The 17,609-nt window shown below is 65.8% G+C and carries 15 protein-coding genes; 8 read left to right on the top strand and 7 right to left on the bottom strand.

All coding sequences use genetic code 11. The features are described from left to right. Positions 1-100: 100 nt before the first annotated feature. Positions 101-1,387 carry an MFS transporter gene (locus ACQP2O_RS53355; RefSeq protein ID WP_433178182.1) on the top strand — a complete coding sequence of 429 codons (1,287 nt, stop codon included), beginning with the start codon at positions 101-103 and terminating at the stop codon, positions 1,385-1,387. Here the strand turns inward: ACQP2O_RS53355 and ACQP2O_RS53350 are convergent. From ACQP2O_RS53350 to ACQP2O_RS53330, 5 genes are all read right to left on the bottom strand, one after another. Then, entirely contained in the window at positions 1,359-2,729 is a 1,371-nt protein-coding gene (locus ACQP2O_RS53350; RefSeq protein WP_433178180.1) for a TfuA-like protein, read from the bottom strand. The two genes, ACQP2O_RS53355 and ACQP2O_RS53350, sit on opposite strands and share 29 nt — an antisense overlap. Then, the gene (locus tag ACQP2O_RS53345) at positions 2,726-3,889 is read right to left on the bottom strand and encodes a YcaO-like family protein (protein ID WP_433178178.1); all 1,164 of its coding nucleotides are present in this window, start codon (positions 3,887-3,889) and stop codon (positions 2,726-2,728) included. Before ACQP2O_RS53345 ends, ACQP2O_RS53350 begins: the two co-directional genes overlap by 4 nt. A 123-nt stretch (positions 3,890-4,012) precedes the next feature. Next, positions 4,013-4,243 (bottom strand): hypothetical protein, encoded by a 231-nt coding sequence (locus ACQP2O_RS53340; RefSeq protein ID WP_433178176.1) that lies wholly within the window; start codon positions 4,241-4,243, stop codon positions 4,013-4,015. 41 nt (positions 4,244-4,284) lie between these two features. Next, positions 4,285-4,890: a hypothetical protein gene (locus tag ACQP2O_RS53335; protein WP_433178175.1), complete on the bottom strand. Its 606-nt coding sequence runs from the start codon at positions 4,888-4,890 to the stop codon at positions 4,285-4,287. A gap of 8 nt (positions 4,891-4,898) precedes the next feature. Then, complete coding sequence (locus ACQP2O_RS53330) at positions 4,899-5,525, bottom strand: hypothetical protein (RefSeq protein WP_433178173.1); 627 nt, start codon at positions 5,523-5,525, stop codon at positions 4,899-4,901. A 177-nt stretch (positions 5,526-5,702) separates the two neighbouring features. Here ACQP2O_RS53330 and ACQP2O_RS53325 point away from each other — a divergent pair, with 177 nt between their 5' ends. Then, a complete protein-coding gene (locus ACQP2O_RS53325; RefSeq protein WP_433178171.1) occupies positions 5,703-6,977 on the top strand; it encodes a hypothetical protein in 1,275 nt (424 codons plus the stop codon). A 192-nt stretch (positions 6,978-7,169) separates the two neighbouring features. Here ACQP2O_RS53325 and ACQP2O_RS53320 read toward each other — a convergent pair whose 3' ends face one another. Beyond that, positions 7,170-7,667, bottom strand: coding sequence for a very short patch repair endonuclease (locus tag ACQP2O_RS53320; protein WP_433191511.1), 498 nt, complete (start codon positions 7,665-7,667; stop codon positions 7,170-7,172). An 800-nt stretch (positions 7,668-8,467) separates the two neighbouring features. Here ACQP2O_RS53320 and ACQP2O_RS53315 point away from each other — a divergent pair. The 6 genes from ACQP2O_RS53315 (at position 8,468) to ACQP2O_RS53290 (ending at position 16,839) form a co-directional block, all read left to right on the top strand. After that, positions 8,468-11,047 (top strand): Z1 domain-containing protein, encoded by a 2,580-nt coding sequence (locus ACQP2O_RS53315; protein ID WP_433178170.1) that lies wholly within the window; start codon positions 8,468-8,470, stop codon positions 11,045-11,047. Further along, positions 11,044-12,054: a PD-(D/E)XK motif protein gene (locus ACQP2O_RS53310; RefSeq protein ID WP_433178168.1), complete on the top strand. Its 1,011-nt coding sequence runs from the start codon at positions 11,044-11,046 to the stop codon at positions 12,052-12,054. Before ACQP2O_RS53315 ends, ACQP2O_RS53310 begins: the two co-directional genes overlap by 4 nt. An 89-nt stretch (positions 12,055-12,143) precedes the next feature. Beyond that, a complete protein-coding gene (locus ACQP2O_RS53305; protein WP_433178166.1) occupies positions 12,144-13,865 on the top strand; it encodes a hypothetical protein in 1,722 nt (573 codons plus the stop codon). After that, positions 13,862-14,788: a hypothetical protein gene (locus ACQP2O_RS53300; protein ID WP_433178164.1), complete on the top strand. Its 927-nt coding sequence runs from the start codon at positions 13,862-13,864 to the stop codon at positions 14,786-14,788. The genes ACQP2O_RS53305 and ACQP2O_RS53300 overlap by 4 nt, the downstream gene beginning before the upstream one ends. Further along, complete coding sequence (locus ACQP2O_RS53295; protein ID WP_433191508.1) at positions 14,760-15,521, top strand: DUF6339 family protein; 762 nt, start codon at positions 14,760-14,762, stop codon at positions 15,519-15,521. The genes ACQP2O_RS53300 and ACQP2O_RS53295 overlap by 29 nt, the downstream gene beginning before the upstream one ends. Positions 15,522-15,711: 190 nt before the next feature. After that, positions 15,712-16,839, top strand: a complete 1,128-nt coding sequence (locus tag ACQP2O_RS53290; RefSeq protein WP_433191506.1) for a DNA cytosine methyltransferase — start codon at positions 15,712-15,714, stop codon at positions 16,837-16,839. A gap of 431 nt (positions 16,840-17,270) precedes the next feature. Here the strand turns inward: ACQP2O_RS53290 and ACQP2O_RS53285 are convergent, their stop codons facing one another. Next, positions 17,271-17,576, bottom strand: coding sequence for an ATP-binding protein (locus ACQP2O_RS53285; RefSeq protein WP_433178162.1), 306 nt, complete (start codon positions 17,574-17,576; stop codon positions 17,271-17,273). Between the last annotated feature and the right edge of the window lie 33 nt (positions 17,577-17,609).

Raw genomic sequence — 17,609 nt, 5'->3', positions numbered from 1 at the left:
GGATCGGGTAATGCAGGTTGGTCTCGCGTGACCGCTGGTGCAGGGTGTACCGGTGGTAGTCAACAGTCCGCAGGGGCAGCTGAGGGCTAAGAACAACGGAATGGCGAGACGAGCCAAAGAGGCACTCCTTCCAGTGAGGTCAAGCCCCGCTTACCGCCGCTTCCTGGCTGCGCGGCTGGTGTCGCAGACCGGCTCATCGATGGCGCCGATCGCGCTCGCGTTCGCCGTGCTGCAGGTCGGAGGCGGTGCTGGCGCTCTGGGGAGCGTGCTCGCGGTGAGCATGGTCCCGCAGATGATCCTGACGCTGCTCGGCGGTGCGGTCGCGGACCGGCATCCGCGTGGCCGAATCATGGTCGTCTCGCATTTGGTCTCGGCAGTCACACAGACGGTTGTCGCGATCCTGGTGTTCACGGGGCATGCCTTGCTGTGGCAGTTGCTGGCAGCGGGAGTCATCAGCGGCGTGGCAGGGGCGTTCTTCGGCCCGGCTGCCCAAGGCATCGTGCGGCAGTTGGTCGACCGGGAGTTGCTGCGCGAGGCGAACGCGCTGCTGCGGCTTGGGCAGAACATCGTGAAGATCGCCGCCCCGGCTGCGGCGGGGGTCGTGATCGCGAGCGCTGGAGCGGAATCCGCGATCGCGTATGACGCGGTGACGTTCTTCGCCGCTTCATGGATGCTGTCACGTCTGCGGGTGCCGCTGACGCCGGTCAAGAACACACGGCTCCTGCAGGCGCTGCGCGAAGGGTGGATGGATTTCTGGTCCCGCCGGTGGCTTTGGATCATGGTGGTTCAGGGCGCTGTGTGCATCACGCCTTGGCTGATCGGCTATCAGGTCCTCGGGCCGCTGTACGCGCGGGACCACCTCGGCGGGTCGGCGGCGTGGGGGGTGATCGTCGCCGGGTTCGCGGCTGGACTGATCACCGGGTCGGTCGTTGTGCTGCTGCTACGGCCGCGCCGGGTCGGCCTGGTGGCCTGCACGGCGACCGCGTCAATGGGGCTGCCGCTGGTGGCCTTGGCCGCGCATGCGCCGCTGCCGCTCCTAGTCGCCGCTACGTTCGTCACCGGCGTGGGCCTGGACGTGTCGATCAACACGTTCGCGAGTTACCAACAGAGTGAGGTGCCTGTGGATATGCAGGCCCGCACGTCCTCCTACAGCCTGCTCGGCCAGCAGTTGCCCATCCCGTTCGGGTACATGCTGGCAGGCCCGCTCGCCGCGACCGTCGGCATTATCCCGGCGCTGGTGAGCTGCGCCGTCGTGATCGTGGCGGTGGCGTTCGTACCGTTGTGCAGCCGTCAGGTCCGTGCGATGCGGCTGCCAGGCCGCCTGAGTGAGGAGGTTCCGACTGCCGGGGCGGTGCCGGTCACCGCTGGCGCGTCGTCCCGACCGTGAGCGACGTGGCGCGGGCGGCGAGGTAGAACGGCCGAGCCGCCTCGACGGCGTCCGGAAGTGACAGGATGCCGCGGTCGCGGGCGGCTGCGGTCAGCGCCGCGGTGTCGGACGGGTGGATGCCCCACTGGCTTGCCAAGTGCGCGTGGATCCGCTTGGGGTCGAGATGTTCGAGGGTACGGCCGGGTCCTGTCGCGGCCACCCGCTCGTTGGTGGTCCAGGCGGTCACGGCCGCCCTGGCAGCGGTGTCGGCGTCGAGGAGCCCGGCGGCTTCGGCAGGAGTCTCCGGCCAGACGCTTGCAGTCGGGTCCATCCGCGCCGATCGGACGAGGATCCGCAGCAGCAGCTCCCGCTGGCACAGGCTTACGATTTCGCCAGGGGTCGCCCAGTATCCGATCTGCCCAGGTGTCAGCGCATTTGAATCCAGGCCCCGGGCGTGCGCGGCAGCGAGCGCCTGGTCCTCGACGTTCCTAGCGGCGGGAGACTGGGCGGCGATCCAGGCCAGGACGTGGCGGCGCCAGCGTGCGGGGAACGCTGGGTCGTAGAGCTGGGCGTGATTCAGGACCGCCAAGAAGGGGACACTCGCCCGCGCGGTGTGGGCGGCGGGCCGGTAAGTGGCGATCCAGCGCCGCAGGTGGGAGGTTCGCCACGGCTCGGCCTGCCACCCAGGCGGAACGGCCGTCGGCAGCTGACCGGCGACGGCTTGAGCGATGGCGAGTTCGGCGTCGAGCGCCTTGACGTTGGTGACCGCCGGTCCCTGCGCATCGAGCCACGCCCTCGCCAGCTCGTACGCCTCGGCGAGGTCGCCTGTCGTGACGTACTTCAGGGCACGCCAAGTACGCCGCTGGAACGGCAGCGCCTGTGCCCGGTCGAGCAGTCTGCCGACGTCCGAGCGGGTGATGATGCCGACATCGGCGGCCGCTGACAGGGCGTAGCGGATGCATACCAGCGCGGTCGACAAGGGCCGGCCCTCGGGTGTGTGGGCGACGGCGACCTCGTCGTCAGCATCGATCGCGCTACTGGCGTACTGCTCGTAGACCCAGCCGACGCCGACCATGCCGTATGGGGCGAGCTCGGCGGCGCGCAGGGCGCCCATACTGGCCGCGCCGATCACAGTGACGCCGCTGGCGAGGAGCTCGAGGATTTCCTTGTGCCGGACGGGCGGCACCTGGTGCCACAACCCGTCGATGATCACCACGGTGTCGCCGGGCGAGGTCGCGAGGCGGAGGAGGTCACCGTGCTGGACTGGTGGGTGGACGATCGCGGTGGGGCCGAGTGACCGGACGCGGGCGGCCGTCAGGGTCGGGCCGATGAAGACGTGTAGTGCCGGGGATGAAGTGGTCATCGGGCTGCTCCGACGCGTTCCGGGCGGGGGATGACGTGACGGGCGGAGTAGATCAGGCCCGGTGCCGCGACCCGAACCACCGCGAACGGGTCCGGGCCGTGGGTCAGGTCGACGACAAGAGGTTCCCAGCCGGTGACCTGGGTGATCCGCGCGGCCAGCCACGCGGCTTCGCTGTCGTCGGTCGCATGCGCGGTCGTGTATCGGGCGGCGATGTCCCGCCACGGCCGCGCGGCGCTGGGGGTGACCGGCGGGCGGTACCGCCCGGGCCGGTAGACGAGGGAGGTGATGTCGTCGCGGGCCCCGGAGATGTGAGTCAGGCGGGACTGCACGGCTTCGGTGATGGCCCGGGACAGCGCCACGCCGGGGTCGGAGTGCGCGCCAGATCCGGACACGACCGCGCTTCCGGCGTCCTCGCGCCACAGGTGGCACACCATCACCGGGACGTCGAACCGGTTGGGCAGGTGTACGAGTTCGATCCAGACGCCGGCTGCGTCGAGCAACTCCAGATGTCGGGCACAGCACGGGTCGGTGACCGTAGTCGGGTCGATGTACTCCTGGGCGTCGGCGGCCTGACCGGTCAGGCGGCTGGTGGTGTCACGTTCGATCACCTCGCAGAGCCCGTGGATGATCGCCTCGGCGCGGGTGTTGCCAGAGGCAAGGCCGTTGGTGGAGGCGGTGAGCATGTAGATCCGCCACTCCGTTCGGACATGCCGGCCGATGCGTAGGAGAGGGCGCGGCAGGAGTACCGGCGCCCCGGACACGGCCGAAGATGCGGTAATCCAGTCCATGCGGGTGCGGTCGGTGAGCAGGCTTCCCGCATGCTGTTCCAGCTCGGTCACCGGGTACGGCAGTTGCAGGTCGGAGGCCGCCGTCTCGGTCACAGTCGGCGCGGGCACGGCGCGTTCGGCATGCCAGAACTCCATCGCCTCCATCGCCGCGGAGACGCGGGCGGCATCCAAGGTCGCGCCTTTCCCCTGGGCGACTGCGAGCGTGGCCGCAAGCGGCCGGACCGCCATGACCACGGGGATGCCGATGTCGTCCAGGCCGGTCACGTCGGCCAGGCGCGTGATCCCGTACGAGGCGAGCAGCGGGCTGATCGCGGCGAGCGTGTCGGCAGGATGCCGGGTTCGGTGGGTGCCGGCGAAGAACACCTTCTGCATCGTCGTCTCCTCGTCCCGTCCATCGGGGTGGTCCGATCCTGGGCAAGGCAGGCCCGCCGCCGTGCCTGCCCTGCGTGTGCGTATCTCAGGGCCCGAGATGATGCGGCGAGGGCGTTGCCTGAGCTACTCGGTGGGGAAGTCCGGCAGGCCGAGCTTGCGCTTGGCGTGGCTCATGTACTCGGCCGCCCAGCGGGCCGGGTCGCTGCCGAGGCTGTCGGGCACGGCAGGGTCACCGCCAGCGGTGATGGGGAACTGGCCCTCATCACGGAGTTCGGCGATGAAGTCGGCCGGGTCGAAGTCGACCCGCCCTGCGGGGGCGGGGTCGGCTGCGGCCGGCGTGGCAATCGTGGACATGTGGTGCTCCTCTCCTTATCGGGAGAACCGCGCGCGTACGGTTACGCGCGCGAGGCGTAGCAGCAGGTGACCATGACGCCCAGGTCCTGCTCGTACGGCGGCCGCCAGTGCGGGACGCGCACCCCGTCGAACCCGGTCATGACCCGGTGCAGGACGGGGAAGCTGCCGTCGTCGTGGGGGAAGGCCTCGCCGGAGAACCGATCGGCGATCTCGGCGCTGGGCAGCCACCGCAGGTTCGGCAGCCAGCCCATCGTGCCTAGGTCACCGACCAGGCCGGTCGAGTAGGTGATGGTGCATTTGCCCTCATCGCGGTGCACCTGCATGTGGTCGCCGGGCCGGTACCACTTGTAGCCCCAGCGGATCGCGACCATCCGCGTGCTGCCGGTGGCCTCGCACGCCACCTCCATCAGCGCCGGGTGCCGAACGAGGGTCTTGAGGGCTTCGCCGCCCGGGTGGACGTGGCAGCGCTGGGGCGAGGTGATCGACCCGTCCCGTAGCATCTTCAGGCCCGGCACGGTGCGTTCGCGCGGGATCGCGTCGTATTCGAGCTTTTCAGCCTCGGCGGCTAGGTCATCCCACAGGCTGGCGGGGATCGCGTCGGCGGGAACCTGGACGCGGCCGTCGGCCAGCCACTGTGCGCGTAGCATCGTCGCCCCTACAGGTCCAGGTAGGACAGCGTCGCCAGTACGGCGGGGCGGCTGTCGGTGTGCGGGGACCGCCAGTGCGGAATGTCGTATCCGGCCCAGCCCTGCAGCAGGCCGGGTCCATGCGGGTGTTCCAGGTGTTCGAAGCCGTCGCCTTCGAGGAACATGCCGTGCTCGGCGACGACCTTGCCGAGGACGTCGGGGTACACGGCGCGCAGGCCCGGAGCCCAACCCATTGCGGCGAGGTTGTCGGTGAGGGCGATCCCGATCGTGAGCGTGGACTTGACGTCGTCGGTGTGCAGACCCTGGAAGTCGCCGTGGTTGTAGGTGACGTAGACGCATCCGAACGGCGTGAGCCTCCGCATCCCCGTCATCTCGCGCAGCACCAGCAGCAGCTCCTTGTCGGAAAGAAGCCCATACAGGGCGGGACCGCCGGCGGCCATGTCGCAGTGCGCAGGGGACGCGAACGAGCCGTCCCGGTGGCCGGAGGTCTCGACCCGTTCGTACGGCGTCGACTGCTCGGCCTGCTGCTGTGCTTCGGTAACGAGCGCATCGAACCGGTCCGGGGGCAGGAACCCTCTTACCTGCACCAGGCCGTTCCGCTCCCACAGGACGCGTGGTGGCGTGGCTTCGGCCATCGCGATCCTCCTCGGTCATTGCGGATGGTGTGGCTTCAGCAAAGACCGGGACCGGGCCCGGCGAGAAGACGCCGCCGCGTTGAAGCGTGTTGAAAGTCATAGGCGCGCCTGACCAGGTCCGGCACAGTGAGGGATGGATCGGTAAGCGGACGCGGGGCACTCTCAAAGAGGTGAGGCATGCCGATCAACAGCGCCTTACGGGCGGCGATCGAGGAGGCGGGATGGACTCTCGCACAGACGTCTTCCGCAGTGAACACGGTGGGGGCCGAGAACGGGTTGAGGCTCTACTACGACCGCACCTCGATCTCCCATTGGCTGTCGGGCACGGTCCCGCGCAAGGACGCGTTGCCCTGCGCGGTCGAGGCATTCGCGCGGCGACTGGCCCGTCCGATGAGCCCGCAGTCACTCGGCTGGCCCGATACCGGGATCGTGCTGTCCGATCTCTGGGCCGGTGAGGTGCTGATGCGCCTGACCCAGATCGGCCGGGACGACATGCTCGACCGGCGCACCGTGCTGACAACCGGCGTCTACTCCCTCGCTGCGCTCGCCGTGCCGGCAGCGCCCAGCCCTCGGCAAATACCGAGTGGGGCAGAAGCCGCCCAGCGGATCCGAGAGACAACCCGGCACCTAGCCCAGCTCGACGACCTGTACGGCGGCGGAGCCGCTCGCTCGACCGTCGCCGCCTACCTCACTCACGACGTCGTCCCCATGCTGCGTGTGGCGAGAGGCCCGGCACGCGCCGAAATGTTCTCGGCCGCCGCCGACTGTGCGTACCTGGCCGCGTGGATGGCTGCTGACGACATGCGCTCGGCCCTCGCCCAGCAGTACTACGTCCAAGCGGTCCGATTGGCCGACGAGGCCGGTGATCCAATCGCTCGAGGGCGCCTACTCCGGTCGCTTGCCCTTCAAGCGTTGGAACTCGGCCACACGACCGAGGCGCTCGATATCGCGGACGCGGCCGTGACGGCGATACGACGCGGATGTCCAGCCCGGACACAAGCATGGATCCTCGGCATGCGCGCCGAGGCCCTGGCCGCCGCCAACCGCGGTCCGGAGGCCCGAACCGTCATGCGGTCCGCGGAACGGCTCCTGGAGGCGGCCGACTCGCCACCGGAATACCAGTGGACCGGTAGCTACCGACGCGAATCCTGGCAGCACCAGGCCGGCACACTCCTGGCCAGCCTTGGCGACCTCGCCGAGGCTGAGGGACACCTGGCCGCATCGGTGGCAACACGCCAGCCGATCGAGCGCCGTACCCGCGCACTGATCGGCACGCGACTCGCCCGAGTCCAGTACCGCCGAGGCGACCGCGACGCAGCCACACAGACGCTGGGGCGGCTCCGTGACGACATCGCGTCGGTGACCTCAGCCCGCATCGATCACGAGCTGGCCGCATTTCCCCACGAGTTGGTCCCCGCTCGCCCGAGCAGGGAGCGGCCGACCCTCCGCTGACGGCTGTGCTGGCGCGCGACCAGAAGTCCGGCTTCTCGATGTACGGGGGCACCGGACGGTAGTTCCCCGAGTGGAGGCAGGGCGCGGTGACCATCCGGTCGACTATGTCGGTGAAGCCGTAGTACGCCTGCATGTCTGGCGTCCGATCCCAGCTCCGGATCAGGCCTCACCTGCTGCCTTGATCCGCACTGCTTACTTCGAGCCCCGGACGAGTTCCGCGATACGAAGGGCCACCACCGTCGGGTCCTCGTGCTCCCACACGCGAAACACACGCCAACCGGCCTCGGCGAATAGCCGATCGGTCTCACGATCACGTTCCCGATTACGGAGGACCTTCTCAGCCCAGTAGTCGGCGTTGGTCTTAGCCACGGTGTGGTGTTCGGGGCATCCGTGCCAGAAGCAGCCGTCGAGGAAGACAGCCAGCTTGGCCTTCGTGAACACCAAGTCGGCGGTACGACGCACCGAAGGAATCGGACGGACGGACACCCTGTACCGCAAACCGAGCGCGTGGGCGGCTCTCCTAAGGGCGAGTTCTGGTCTGGTATCACGCCCCTTGTTTGACTGCATGCTCTTGCGAACGCCGGCGCTGGACGCTTCGGTCGGTCTTGAGGCTCCCACACATCCAACCGTAGGGAATCGACGCAGTCGACGAGACGGCTCCCGGCCGGTCGAAGGTACGCATGGCGCCATCGGCAGGATCACCGGCGTCGGCACCCTGACCGACGAACCTCCAGCACGCAGGCCCCAAGGCGCGGTACGGATAGGGACGGACTCCCGAGGGTGACCGTCGACCACGTCGCCCTGTTCTAGGGCTTTCGCAGCGACCAGGTATTCACCCGAAGCAGGCTGGCGCGTCACTGACAGATGGCCCAGACCTTGCCGGCAAAGGTTGCCGAGGTGGTCGGCCACTGAGCAGATGCCCCAGGAGTGGGCCGACCGGCTGACGCATCGCCTCCGGGTTGTCTGGGCTGCAGCCAGCCCTGAGGCCCGGGATCGCGTTGTTCTCGACAACGGGGGTGCGACTGATGGCAACGACAGCAGCCGTGGACAGCCACCGGTACAGATATATCGGCATGTACCTCAATCTTGGCATCATGAGCGGGGTGGTTGCTATCCCTGAAAAGCGGAGGGCCAGCGGTTCGACCACGCCCTTGACCATCTATGACCTGCAGGAACAGCCCCGAGGTCAGTCGTGCCGGGGTTTTCGTTCGATGACAACCGCGAGGCAAGCGACCGCCCGTTTCCAGTATTTCGGTCGCGACACAGCATGGATGCCTGATCAGGCCGGTGCGCGCCGATGTCGCGCCTTCTGGTCAAGGCTGTTCGCGCCGGACCGTTCTGGCCTGGGCATCCATGACTCCTTCCGGGTCGGACGGCGCTTGCCGATCACCAGCAGTCGACTCCGCGACATCCAGACCAGCGAGCATGGAAACTCGCCGGATCCGGCCGGACACTGTCCGCTTGTCGGTATGTGTCGTTAAAGTTCGGTCATGGACCAATTCGCTGCGGTCTTCATCGATTGGGTAGAGCGTTTCGGGCTCTCTGAAGCACTGAAGCGTTTTCGGGGAGTGTGCACGGACGAGCAGATCGATGAGTGGGTTGAGGAATACGAGCGCCTCGTCGAGGGCGTGAAGATCGGCTATCCGCCGAAGATGCTCTCGGCCCCCGGGCTCAAGCCCTGGTACCCCGGCCCCTTGCCACATGACAAGCGCTGGCCTGCCTTTCGCGACTCGCTGACGCGGTTGTCGGCGGACGCGGTTGAGAAACTGGATCAGTCGACGTCGAAGATCATCGCCTATACCCACAGTCCTGACACCCCGGAGTATCTGACGAAGGGCCTCGTCGTCGGTTACGTCCAGTCCGGCAAGACCACCAGTTTCACCGGGGTCGCGGCCAAGGCCGCCGACATCGGTTACAAGCTAGTGATCGTGCTGTCGGGCATTCACAACGGTCTACGTCGGCAGACCCAGGAACGGTTGCTGGCCGAGCTCGTCGATACCGCGGGTGACGGGGCCTGGTTCCCGTTGACAGATGTATCCAAGGACTTCCACAAGCCTCCGGCAACGTTCGCCGCCCATCAAGGGGGCGATCGCACGATCTTGATCGTAGCGAAGAAGCAGAAAGACGTCCTTGCTAGGCTCCTCAGCTGGCTGACGAACGCTGCGAAGAATGGTTCGTTGACCAATGTTCCGGCGTTGATCATTGACGACGAGGCGGATCAGGCGAGCGTCGAGACTCCAAAGATTAACCCTCAGATACGGGCACTGCTCAAGCTGTTCTCGCGCCGCGCCTACATTGGCTATACCGCTACTCCGTTCGCCAACGTCCTCATCGACCCGTCGGTCCCCGATGAGCTGTATCCAGAGACGTTCATTCTCAACCTTCCTGAACCCGACGGCTACTTTGGCGCCGAGAAGATCTTCGGACGGGATGCAGTCGAGGGCGAGTACGTTGGCCCCCAGCTTGATGGCTACGACATGGTTCGCATTGTGCCCAGCGACACCCTTGAGCTGATCCGGCCGACGGGCCGCGGATCGGAGAATGGGTTCGTCCCGACCATTACCGACGAACTCGCAGAGGCGCTGCGTTATTTCGTCCTCGGCACTGCTGCCCGACGGTATCGCGGCGACAAAAGCCACTCCACGATGCTCGTGCATACCGGTATGAAGACCGTCATCCACGATTCCTATCGAGAACCGATGCGTCATTTTCTGAGCGAACTTGCCGCTGCGGTTGAACGCCAGGATGCCAGCACGCTCACTGAGCTGAAGATGCAGTGGGAGAAAGAGACCGAGCGGGTGCCGGCATCGTTGTTCGACGGCCTCTCTACGGTGTCCTTTGACGAACTGGCGGGTCCTCTTCTCGAGGTCCTCAGCGACGTGACGGTGGTCGTCGACAACTTCCGCAGCCGCGATCGGCTGGACTACTCCGGTCCACGCCCGGTGGTCGCCGTGGCGGTCGGCGGCAACACGCTGTCGCGTGGCCTGACTCTGGAGGGTCTGGTGGTCAGCTTCTTCGTTCGCACCGCCAAGACGTACGACACACTGCTGCAGATGGGTCGATGGTTCGGCTTTCGAAGTGGCTATGAGGATCTGCCGCGTATATGGATGACCAGCGGTTTGAAATCAGATTTTCGCCATCTGGCGACTGTCGAGGCCGAGATCCGCTTGGACATTGCCCGTTATGAGGAGCAGAACATGTCCCCGAGAGAGGTCGGTGTGCGGATCAGGACGCATCCGGTCCTCAACGTGACCGCGAAGATGGGGGCTGCGCGCATCGCCTACGCTTCCTACGGCGGCCGGCGGGTGCAGACTCGATACTTCCGCGAGAACGATGCCGACTGGCTCCGCGCCAACCGCGTCGCAGCGACCACGCTGGTCACCGCTGCCGTATCCGACGGTGTCAAGGTCGACGATCACGGGGACGGCACCGTGATCCTGCGCGATGTCGACGCCACGCAGGTACTCACCTTCCTCAATGCCTATGGCGTCCACGAGGACTCGCCGGACTTGGACCCGCGGCTAGTGACCGCGTACATCGAAAAGGAGAATCGACGCGCCGATCCCTCGCTCCTGTCCTGGAATGTAGCGCTGATGGGCGCCCCCATCCGCGATCAGGACCACGTCGTCGATTTCGGCGGTGGGATTCGGCTTGGCACGATCGAGCGGTCGCTGATGAAGGATACCGGCGGTGATAAGGCGGACATCAAGACGCTGATGTCGAAGGAGCACCGGGTCGTAGACATGGACATCAGCGCGTCGGCGGCACGCGGGAAATCCGAGGGTGCGCTGGTTGACCTGCGTAACGCAGGCGTCGAACACGCTACGACCGGGTTGCTACTGCTTTATCCCATCGCCCGCGACTCGAAGCCGGAGCCAGCCAACATCGACTCGCGTGTGTCGTTCAACGCGGCCGGCCACGTGATCGGCATGGCGCTTGTCTTCCCCGGCAATGCTGAAGACAAGGTGATGAACAAGTACGTGCAGGTTGATACCAGCGGTGTTGACACGTCTGAATACGACGAGATATCGGATGCTCTCGAAGACGATCAGGACTCGGTGAGCGCATGACCGCGAGTGACCGCGCCTGGCAAGCGCAACTACGAGCGCACTGGGCTGTGCTGAGCGCGCGCCGCGATTCCGCAGGCGTGGCGACTAGCGGCCTGGGCGTCCTTGTGGGAGGTGCAGAGGTCCTGGCTGGCGTCGACGCACGCGGTGACCATCACCTGCTGGTCCCGGCTGGTGACGGCGCACTCGTTGTCGAGGATTCGCAAGCCGCGTACATCAGGATCCAGCGATGCGTGCTGGCCATCGGCGGACGTGGCCGAACCTTCGTCGACGTCGTCTGCCACCGCGCCGACCTATCCGAGCTGTTCGACGACGTCATCTCCTCCATGCTCACCGAGCTTGCCACCGACCCCAGATCGCAGCCTGCCGTTGTGTGCAAGCGGATTCTGAACGAGTGGCGCGAACTTCTGCGCCGCCGCGGCGGCCTGCTCGGCGAAGACGCGCTGCGAGGCCTATTCGGAGAACTCGTCGTCCTCGAACGGATCCTGGCCGCAAGCGACGCCTATGACCTGTCGGTTTGGCGCGGACCGGACCGTGAACCGCACGACTTCCGCCTCCTGGACGGTGACTTGGAGGTCAAGACCCTCGGCACGACCGGGTCGATGGTGCGCGTACACGGCATCGAGCAGCTTGAGCCGTCTGACAAGGGCGACCTGCATCTGATCGTCGTACGACTAGTCGCCAACCACGACGGTCTCGCGCTGCCAGACCTCGTTGAACGGATTCGCCCAAAAACCAATGACCGTCGGGCGTTCGCGGCCGCCCTCGCTCGGGCCGGCTATAGCGAAACCGACGCCGAGCACTACAGTGACCGTCGGTTCATGATTGCGCAGATCGCCGCGCTTCCCATCGGCGACGACTTTCCGCGGATCGCTCCATCTTCACTGGTCGTCACGCTCCCCGACGAGGTCAGCGCCCTGTCTTACAGCCTGGATCTGTCGCTATTGCTGCCAAAGGCACTGACCGACGCAGCCATCGCACCACTCTTCACGAAGGGGACACTGTCTTGAGGCCAGAACGACGCTGGTGGTCCGAGCCGGTGGCCGCAACCGGCTCGGCCAAGGCTGAGGGCATTCGTAAGCAACTCGGCACTCCTCGGATGGATCCGCTGACCGTCCTGGTCCGAGAGAGCGCGCAGAACAGTTGGGACGCAGCCGACACCGACAGCGGCACCGTCCGTTATGCCATCGACCTGGCCCGACTGACACCGGAGCAGTTGCTGCGCTGGCGCACCCTATTGTGTCCCGGGCCGGACGGCGCCGACCTCGGTCTCGAAGAACTTTTCACTACGAGTCACCCGGTGATGGCAGTGATCAGCGACCGCGGTACTCAAGGATTGGGTGGTCCGCTGCGCGCCGACGTGGCCCTTTCGCCTAAATCGGATTTCGTCCGCCTTCTCCGTAACATCGGCGAGCCCCGCGACCGGCAGTCCGGTGGAGGTACCTACGGATTCGGCAAGGGCATCCTTTTCGCCACCAGCGGCGTTGGCACAATCCTTGTTCGTACCCGCTGCCGCTGGCAGGACCGCCTGCAGGCCCGGCTGATCGCTGCGGCGTTGGGTACGGGATTCCAACGCGACGGTCGCATCTACACCGGTAGGCATTGGTGGGGACAGATCGTCGAAGGGATCCCGGACCCGATGCTGGATGCCGAGGCCGAGGAACTGGCCGGCTACCTCGGTCTGCCGCCAATGCAGCCGGATGAATTGGGCACCGACATCGTGATCGTCGGGGCGACCCTCGGATCCGTAGCCGTGGACGGTGCAGAGGACGAGGAACGTCCGCGCACGGTCCGTCAGGCCGCCGAACACCTCGCCTCAGCGATGATGTGGAATCTATGGCCGCTCCTGCTGCCCACCGACACCGGGACTGCGCTGCACTGTCGGGTCACTGCCGACGGAGTTGACGTCCCCGTGCCTCGCCCACAAGATGAGCCGTGTATCAAGCCGTTCGTCGACGCCTACCGCGCGTTGGGTGATTCTCCAACAATCATCCGTCGTAAACGTCCCGCCACGGTGCTCGGTCATTTTGCCGTCCGCACTGGCATCGCGCCGATCCATGCGAGCGTCGCCTCGCTGGCCGCCCCCTTTACGGGTCCCGCCCACCACTGCGCCCGGATTCGGACGCCGCGCTTGATCGTCGACTACCTTGAGGGTCCGCGGCTGGCAAACGATGCACTGCAATACGGCGCGGTGTTCCGGGCTGAGCAGGAGCATAACCAGGTCTTTGCCGACGCCGAACCACCGACCCACGACGCTTGGGTGCCTGACAAATTGACTGGCAACGCCGCCAGCATCGTCCGACGGGCCGAGGCTGAGTTGCGTACCGAGCTCGCGACATATGCTGATCAACAGACTGGCACGTCACTGGGTGGTAGTGTCCAGCCGCCGCTCGGCGCGCTAGCCAATCGCCTAGCTGCGCTGATACCTGCCGCGAGCGGCCCGGGCGCTGACGGAGGCGGAGGCTCGTTCCCTTCTAACGGTGGTGGAGTTCCGGTAGCGCGGCTGACGAACGCCCCCCGGATGGTGCGTCTGGATGGCGTCTCGCGCATTGTTGCCGGATTCAAGGTAGTTCCGACATCGCAATCGGTTACGGTGCAGGTGGTCGCAGCCGTAGCCCTAGATGTCGGCAGCGAGGACGAACCGCCGGTCGGCGCGGACGTCCCTGTCGTCTTGGAGTTGCGCGACGAGGACGGCCAAACTGTTCCTGGCGACACCGTCACCGTGGGCCCAGCCGATCGGCGAGATTGGATCGTGATCATTCGCCCGGCGAGCGGCGCCGCCGCCAAGGTCAGACTCGTCGCCCGGCAGGGTGACGCGTGAACCGCAGCGTCCCCCCATTCTTGCTGCCCGACGCAAGCGTCGTAACCGCCGAGCCTTGGCGGCTACACCAGGACACTGGCGACATCGCGCTGCCAGCATTTCTGGCGGACTGGGATTACAACACCGACCTGCATCTGTCCCGCGACATCCGGGTCGACGCGGCACGCGCGCGTCTGGAGTCCGCGTTGCCCGCGGATGCTCCGCTGCTGCTTGCCGTGGAATGGACCGCGGCTGCCGCGCAGATCTCCGGGCGCGCTCGCCGTATCCCGGTGTCCGACAGCGCGAAATTCCGTGTGGACGTGCACATACGCGGGGCACTGCTCGGTGGTGCGCTGATTCTCGCCACCCGCCTGGTCCTTGGCGATGACACCCCGGCTGCGGACCCGTTCCTCGCGCAGCGAGCCGGTGACATCCTGTACGAGGAGACCGTCCGAACCGAGTTGCAGGGCACCGCAGGTCGACTGCCCACATACGTCGTGGACTTTGCCGAGGCCGGGTTCGATCCCGACGCACGTTGGCACGTCGAACTGCCCACCAGTCTGTCCGAACCCGCGCTGGCTGCAGTGCGGCTCTACCTCAACAGCGCCGACGCGGAGGTCGTCAACGCAGCGAAGAAGGCCGCTGCGCCGACACCCGTACAAAAGCGGATTCTTGAGTGGATGGAGACGGACCTGACCTGCCGGCTGGTCGAGGCGGCTCTGCGACCTGAATGGCGGGAGGCGCTGTACGACTACACTGACGACAACGACACCATTGCCGCGAGCCTTGCTGCATTGCTGAGAACCATGTTCCCGCACGAATCCTTGGCGACGTTGGCCGTTATGCGCGACAGCGATCCAGGGCGATTCTACTCCCGCCTGCAGGGCGCATTGAGACGGATGCGAGTAAACCGTGATGACGACGCTATATCCCCGGCTGTCTGACGCCGAGGGGCGGATACTCCTCAAGCGGATCCGACTCCAGGATGTCGACACCCTCGCCCGGGACGCGCGGCTTGAACACCCGAAGATCTACGCGCCGACCGGCGGCATTCCCGCTAGTCGAGAGCGCCTAGAAGCTGTCGCCGATGCGATCCGCCAGTGCGCCAAAGCCTATGGTTACCCTCATTACATCGACGACGCCACTGGCGGCTTCGACCGGGCTCTAGCCGCCGTCGTATTCGAGGACACTGACATGGCTCCGGCCGAGGCGGCTGCACCCGAGGTGTGGACGTACATGGCGACTCGGTTGGTGCCCGACGTCGTCATGTGGCGATGGCAGCCGAAGCAAAACGATAAACGTTGGATCGGTCGCGGTCTCGTCCGTCATACTTTCGGCCGACTATGGTGGCAGGCCTACGCCCTCGGCGTCCCGGCTGGTGACGGACGCGACTATGCGCTGCTGAACTCGCTGTCCGAGGCCGATCTTAACCAGATCTTCGAGCGTCGCAGCATCGGCGGTACCCCGCCGCTGGCCCAGGCCCTCGTCTCTGAACTCGCCGACACCCGCGTCGCCGCATCGGGCCTGCCACGGCGCGCTGTCGTCCGTGATGTCACCAAGCGGGTTAGCCGACTCATCCCGTTCACTTCGTTCCTCGCTCTCGACGAACCGCAGATACGGATGCGACTTCATGACGTCGTAACCGAATCCCTGACGGCTCTCGCAGCGACGAGGTGACCCGCTTCTTGCGGAGAATCTCCTCGCGCCTCTCGGACGGATCATGCTCTGCCGGAAACGAGGCGATCGGGCTCACGGTACGCTGTGTGACCACCGAGCGGCTTGTTACCCATGGGATACCGAGTGCGAGAAGCTCGCGGCAGCATGAACTCGGACAGACACACCTGGAGATCCAGTGCAACCGGTCCTGATGGTTGACTTGTTCGCCGGTCCTGGCGGACTTGACGTGGCAGCAGAGAAGCTGGGTGTCAAGACGGTGGGTGTGGAATGGGACGACGGGGCATGCGCAACACGTCGTGATGCTGGCCTGGCCACCGTGAAGGGTAACGTCCGCGACTATGGACCGTCCTACCGTGACTTCTCTGACGCGGACGTGCTGGCCGGAGGGCCGCCATGTCAGACCTTCACGGTCGCGGGAACCGGGGCCGGTCGTAGGGCGCTTGATGACGTGTTGAGCTTCGTTAAACGCATGGTTGCCCGAGAAGATCGCAAAGAGATTGAGCGGGATCTCTCCAAGATGGAGGACGAGCGGACCGGATTGGTGCTGGAGCCGCTCCGCTGGGCTCTTCAAGCAATCGATGATCGCCGCAATCCCTATCAAGCGATCATTCTTGAGCAGGTGCCGGCAGTGCTTCCAGTGTGGGAGGCCTATGCAGAAGAGCTGGAGAACGAAGGTTATTCGGTGGACTGCGGTATTCTCCGCACAGAGCAATATGGTGTTCCGCAGACCCGTAAAAGAGCCGTGCTCATAGCCCGTTTGAACGACGGGAAAGCTGCCCTTCCCCTGCCTACGCATCGGGCCTACCGAAAAGGCGTCCCCCGTCATGCCGGAGATAGAGGACTTCAGCCATGGCGTACTATGGAAGATGTGCTTGACAGGCGGTATGAATTTTCCGTGATTTCGAATTACGGTACTGGTGGGGATCCCGAGGCTCGCGGCCGCCGCTCGTCCAAGGAGCCGTCGGCGACGGTCACAGGAAAGATCTTTCGTAACCGCATCGTATCTGGTAAGGACTTCGAGCGGAAGCGCTTCTCGTTTTCGGAAGCGGGTAGTCTCCAAACCTTTCCGGCCGACTATCCGTGGTCCGGTCGCGATGTGGGCCAGCAGATCGGAAATGCCGTTCCACCACGTTTGGCCATGCACGTCATTTGTGCTGCACTCGGTTGGGCGCCTCCAACCGAGGATGTTTTGCAGAGGCTGGAGACGTGGGGATTGAAAAAAGAATTTGAGTCGACGGTCCCAGGCCATGCGAATTTTGACAAGCCGGATACGCCTAGTACTGGTATTCGCCTGCTCGACGCGGCGTTGGGCAGCTAGTGTCCCGAGTCGGGAATTCGCTACATAATTTGGTCGGGTGCGGCACGATGGCCGGATGGCGAGGACGGGACGGCAGAAGGCCGAGCTGGTGCTGCCTGGCGAAGAGCGTGAGCCTTTGAGTCGCTGGGCCCGTCGTCGGACGTCCGTCGCGGGGCTTGGACGTCCCGCAACAACGCAGGTCCGGCTTCAGCCCGGCCGAGGAGTAACAGGGGCGGAACGGCGTCGAATGCGGCACGGGCGTCGCGGCCCTGAACGATGGGTTCGGTGACGTTGAGCGCCAGCGTTGCCGGTCCAGAGAATGCCAACAGTCGTCTAGCTCGACCGAGCCGGGTCGGACGGAGCGAGTACGAAGGTCGTGGACGTCGCGGCCGAGCGGCGAGAAGTACTCGTTGGGCTCGGCGGTTCTGTGTGGATGCTCGGTCCATGGCTGATCACCGTGACCCATCTTTGAAGGTGGCGGTGAATGTGCGGCTGGCGTGACTTCCGGACCAGGTCAGCTCGTTCGCCAGTACCTGAACCGTGTAGAGGCCGCGGCCGCATTCGGACATGTCGTCGAGGTCTGGGATCGTCGGTTCCTTCAGGCCGCCCTGATCCATTAAGGCGATGGTCGCGCTGTCCGAGCAGCGGCGTACCTCCACGAGGAACTGGCCGCCGGGCTGGGCGGATGCCGTGTGGCGGAGGGCGTTGGCGACGAACTCGCCGGATCTCGGGGATGCAGCCGCGAGTCGAGTGCGCACACGCCGTACGATTCGCGACCGTATGCACCATCG

This window comes from Actinoallomurus sp. CA-150999 (assembly GCF_050942425.1).
Lineage (GTDB): Bacteria > Actinomycetota > Actinomycetes > Streptosporangiales > Streptosporangiaceae > Actinoallomurus.
This window is presented reverse-complemented; position numbering and strand designations above follow the sequence as displayed.

Bases quoted from the DNA above. Each gene is read 5' to 3' on its own strand.
- ACQP2O_RS53355 (WP_433178182.1), top strand. From the start codon at position 101: ATGGCGAGACGAGCCAAAGAGGCACTCCTTCCAGTGAGGTCAAGCCCC.
- ACQP2O_RS53350 (WP_433178180.1), bottom strand. From the start codon at position 2,729: ATGACCACTTCATCCCCGGCACTACACGTCTTCATCGGCCCGACCCTG.
- ACQP2O_RS53345 (WP_433178178.1), bottom strand. From the start codon at position 3,889: ATGCAGAAGGTGTTCTTCGCCGGCACCCACCGAACCCGGCATCCTGCC.
- ACQP2O_RS53340 (WP_433178176.1), bottom strand. From the start codon at position 4,243: ATGTCCACGATTGCCACGCCGGCCGCAGCCGACCCCGCCCCCGCAGGG.
- ACQP2O_RS53335 (WP_433178175.1), bottom strand. From the start codon at position 4,890: ATGCTACGCGCACAGTGGCTGGCCGACGGCCGCGTCCAGGTTCCCGCC.
- ACQP2O_RS53330 (WP_433178173.1), bottom strand. From the start codon at position 5,525: ATGGCCGAAGCCACGCCACCACGCGTCCTGTGGGAGCGGAACGGCCTG.
- ACQP2O_RS53325 (WP_433178171.1), top strand. From the start codon at position 5,703: ATGCCGATCAACAGCGCCTTACGGGCGGCGATCGAGGAGGCGGGATGG.
- ACQP2O_RS53320 (WP_433191511.1), bottom strand. From the start codon at position 7,667: ATGGCGCCATGCGTACCTTCGACCGGCCGGGAGCCGTCTCGTCGACTG.
- ACQP2O_RS53315 (WP_433178170.1), top strand. From the start codon at position 8,468: ATGGACCAATTCGCTGCGGTCTTCATCGATTGGGTAGAGCGTTTCGGG.
- ACQP2O_RS53310 (WP_433178168.1), top strand. From the start codon at position 11,044: ATGACCGCGAGTGACCGCGCCTGGCAAGCGCAACTACGAGCGCACTGG.
- ACQP2O_RS53305 (WP_433178166.1), top strand. From the start codon at position 12,144: ATGGATCCGCTGACCGTCCTGGTCCGAGAGAGCGCGCAGAACAGTTGG.
- ACQP2O_RS53295 (WP_433191508.1), top strand. From the start codon at position 14,760: ATGACGACGCTATATCCCCGGCTGTCTGACGCCGAGGGGCGGATACTC.
- ACQP2O_RS53290 (WP_433191506.1), top strand. From the start codon at position 15,712: ATGGTTGACTTGTTCGCCGGTCCTGGCGGACTTGACGTGGCAGCAGAG.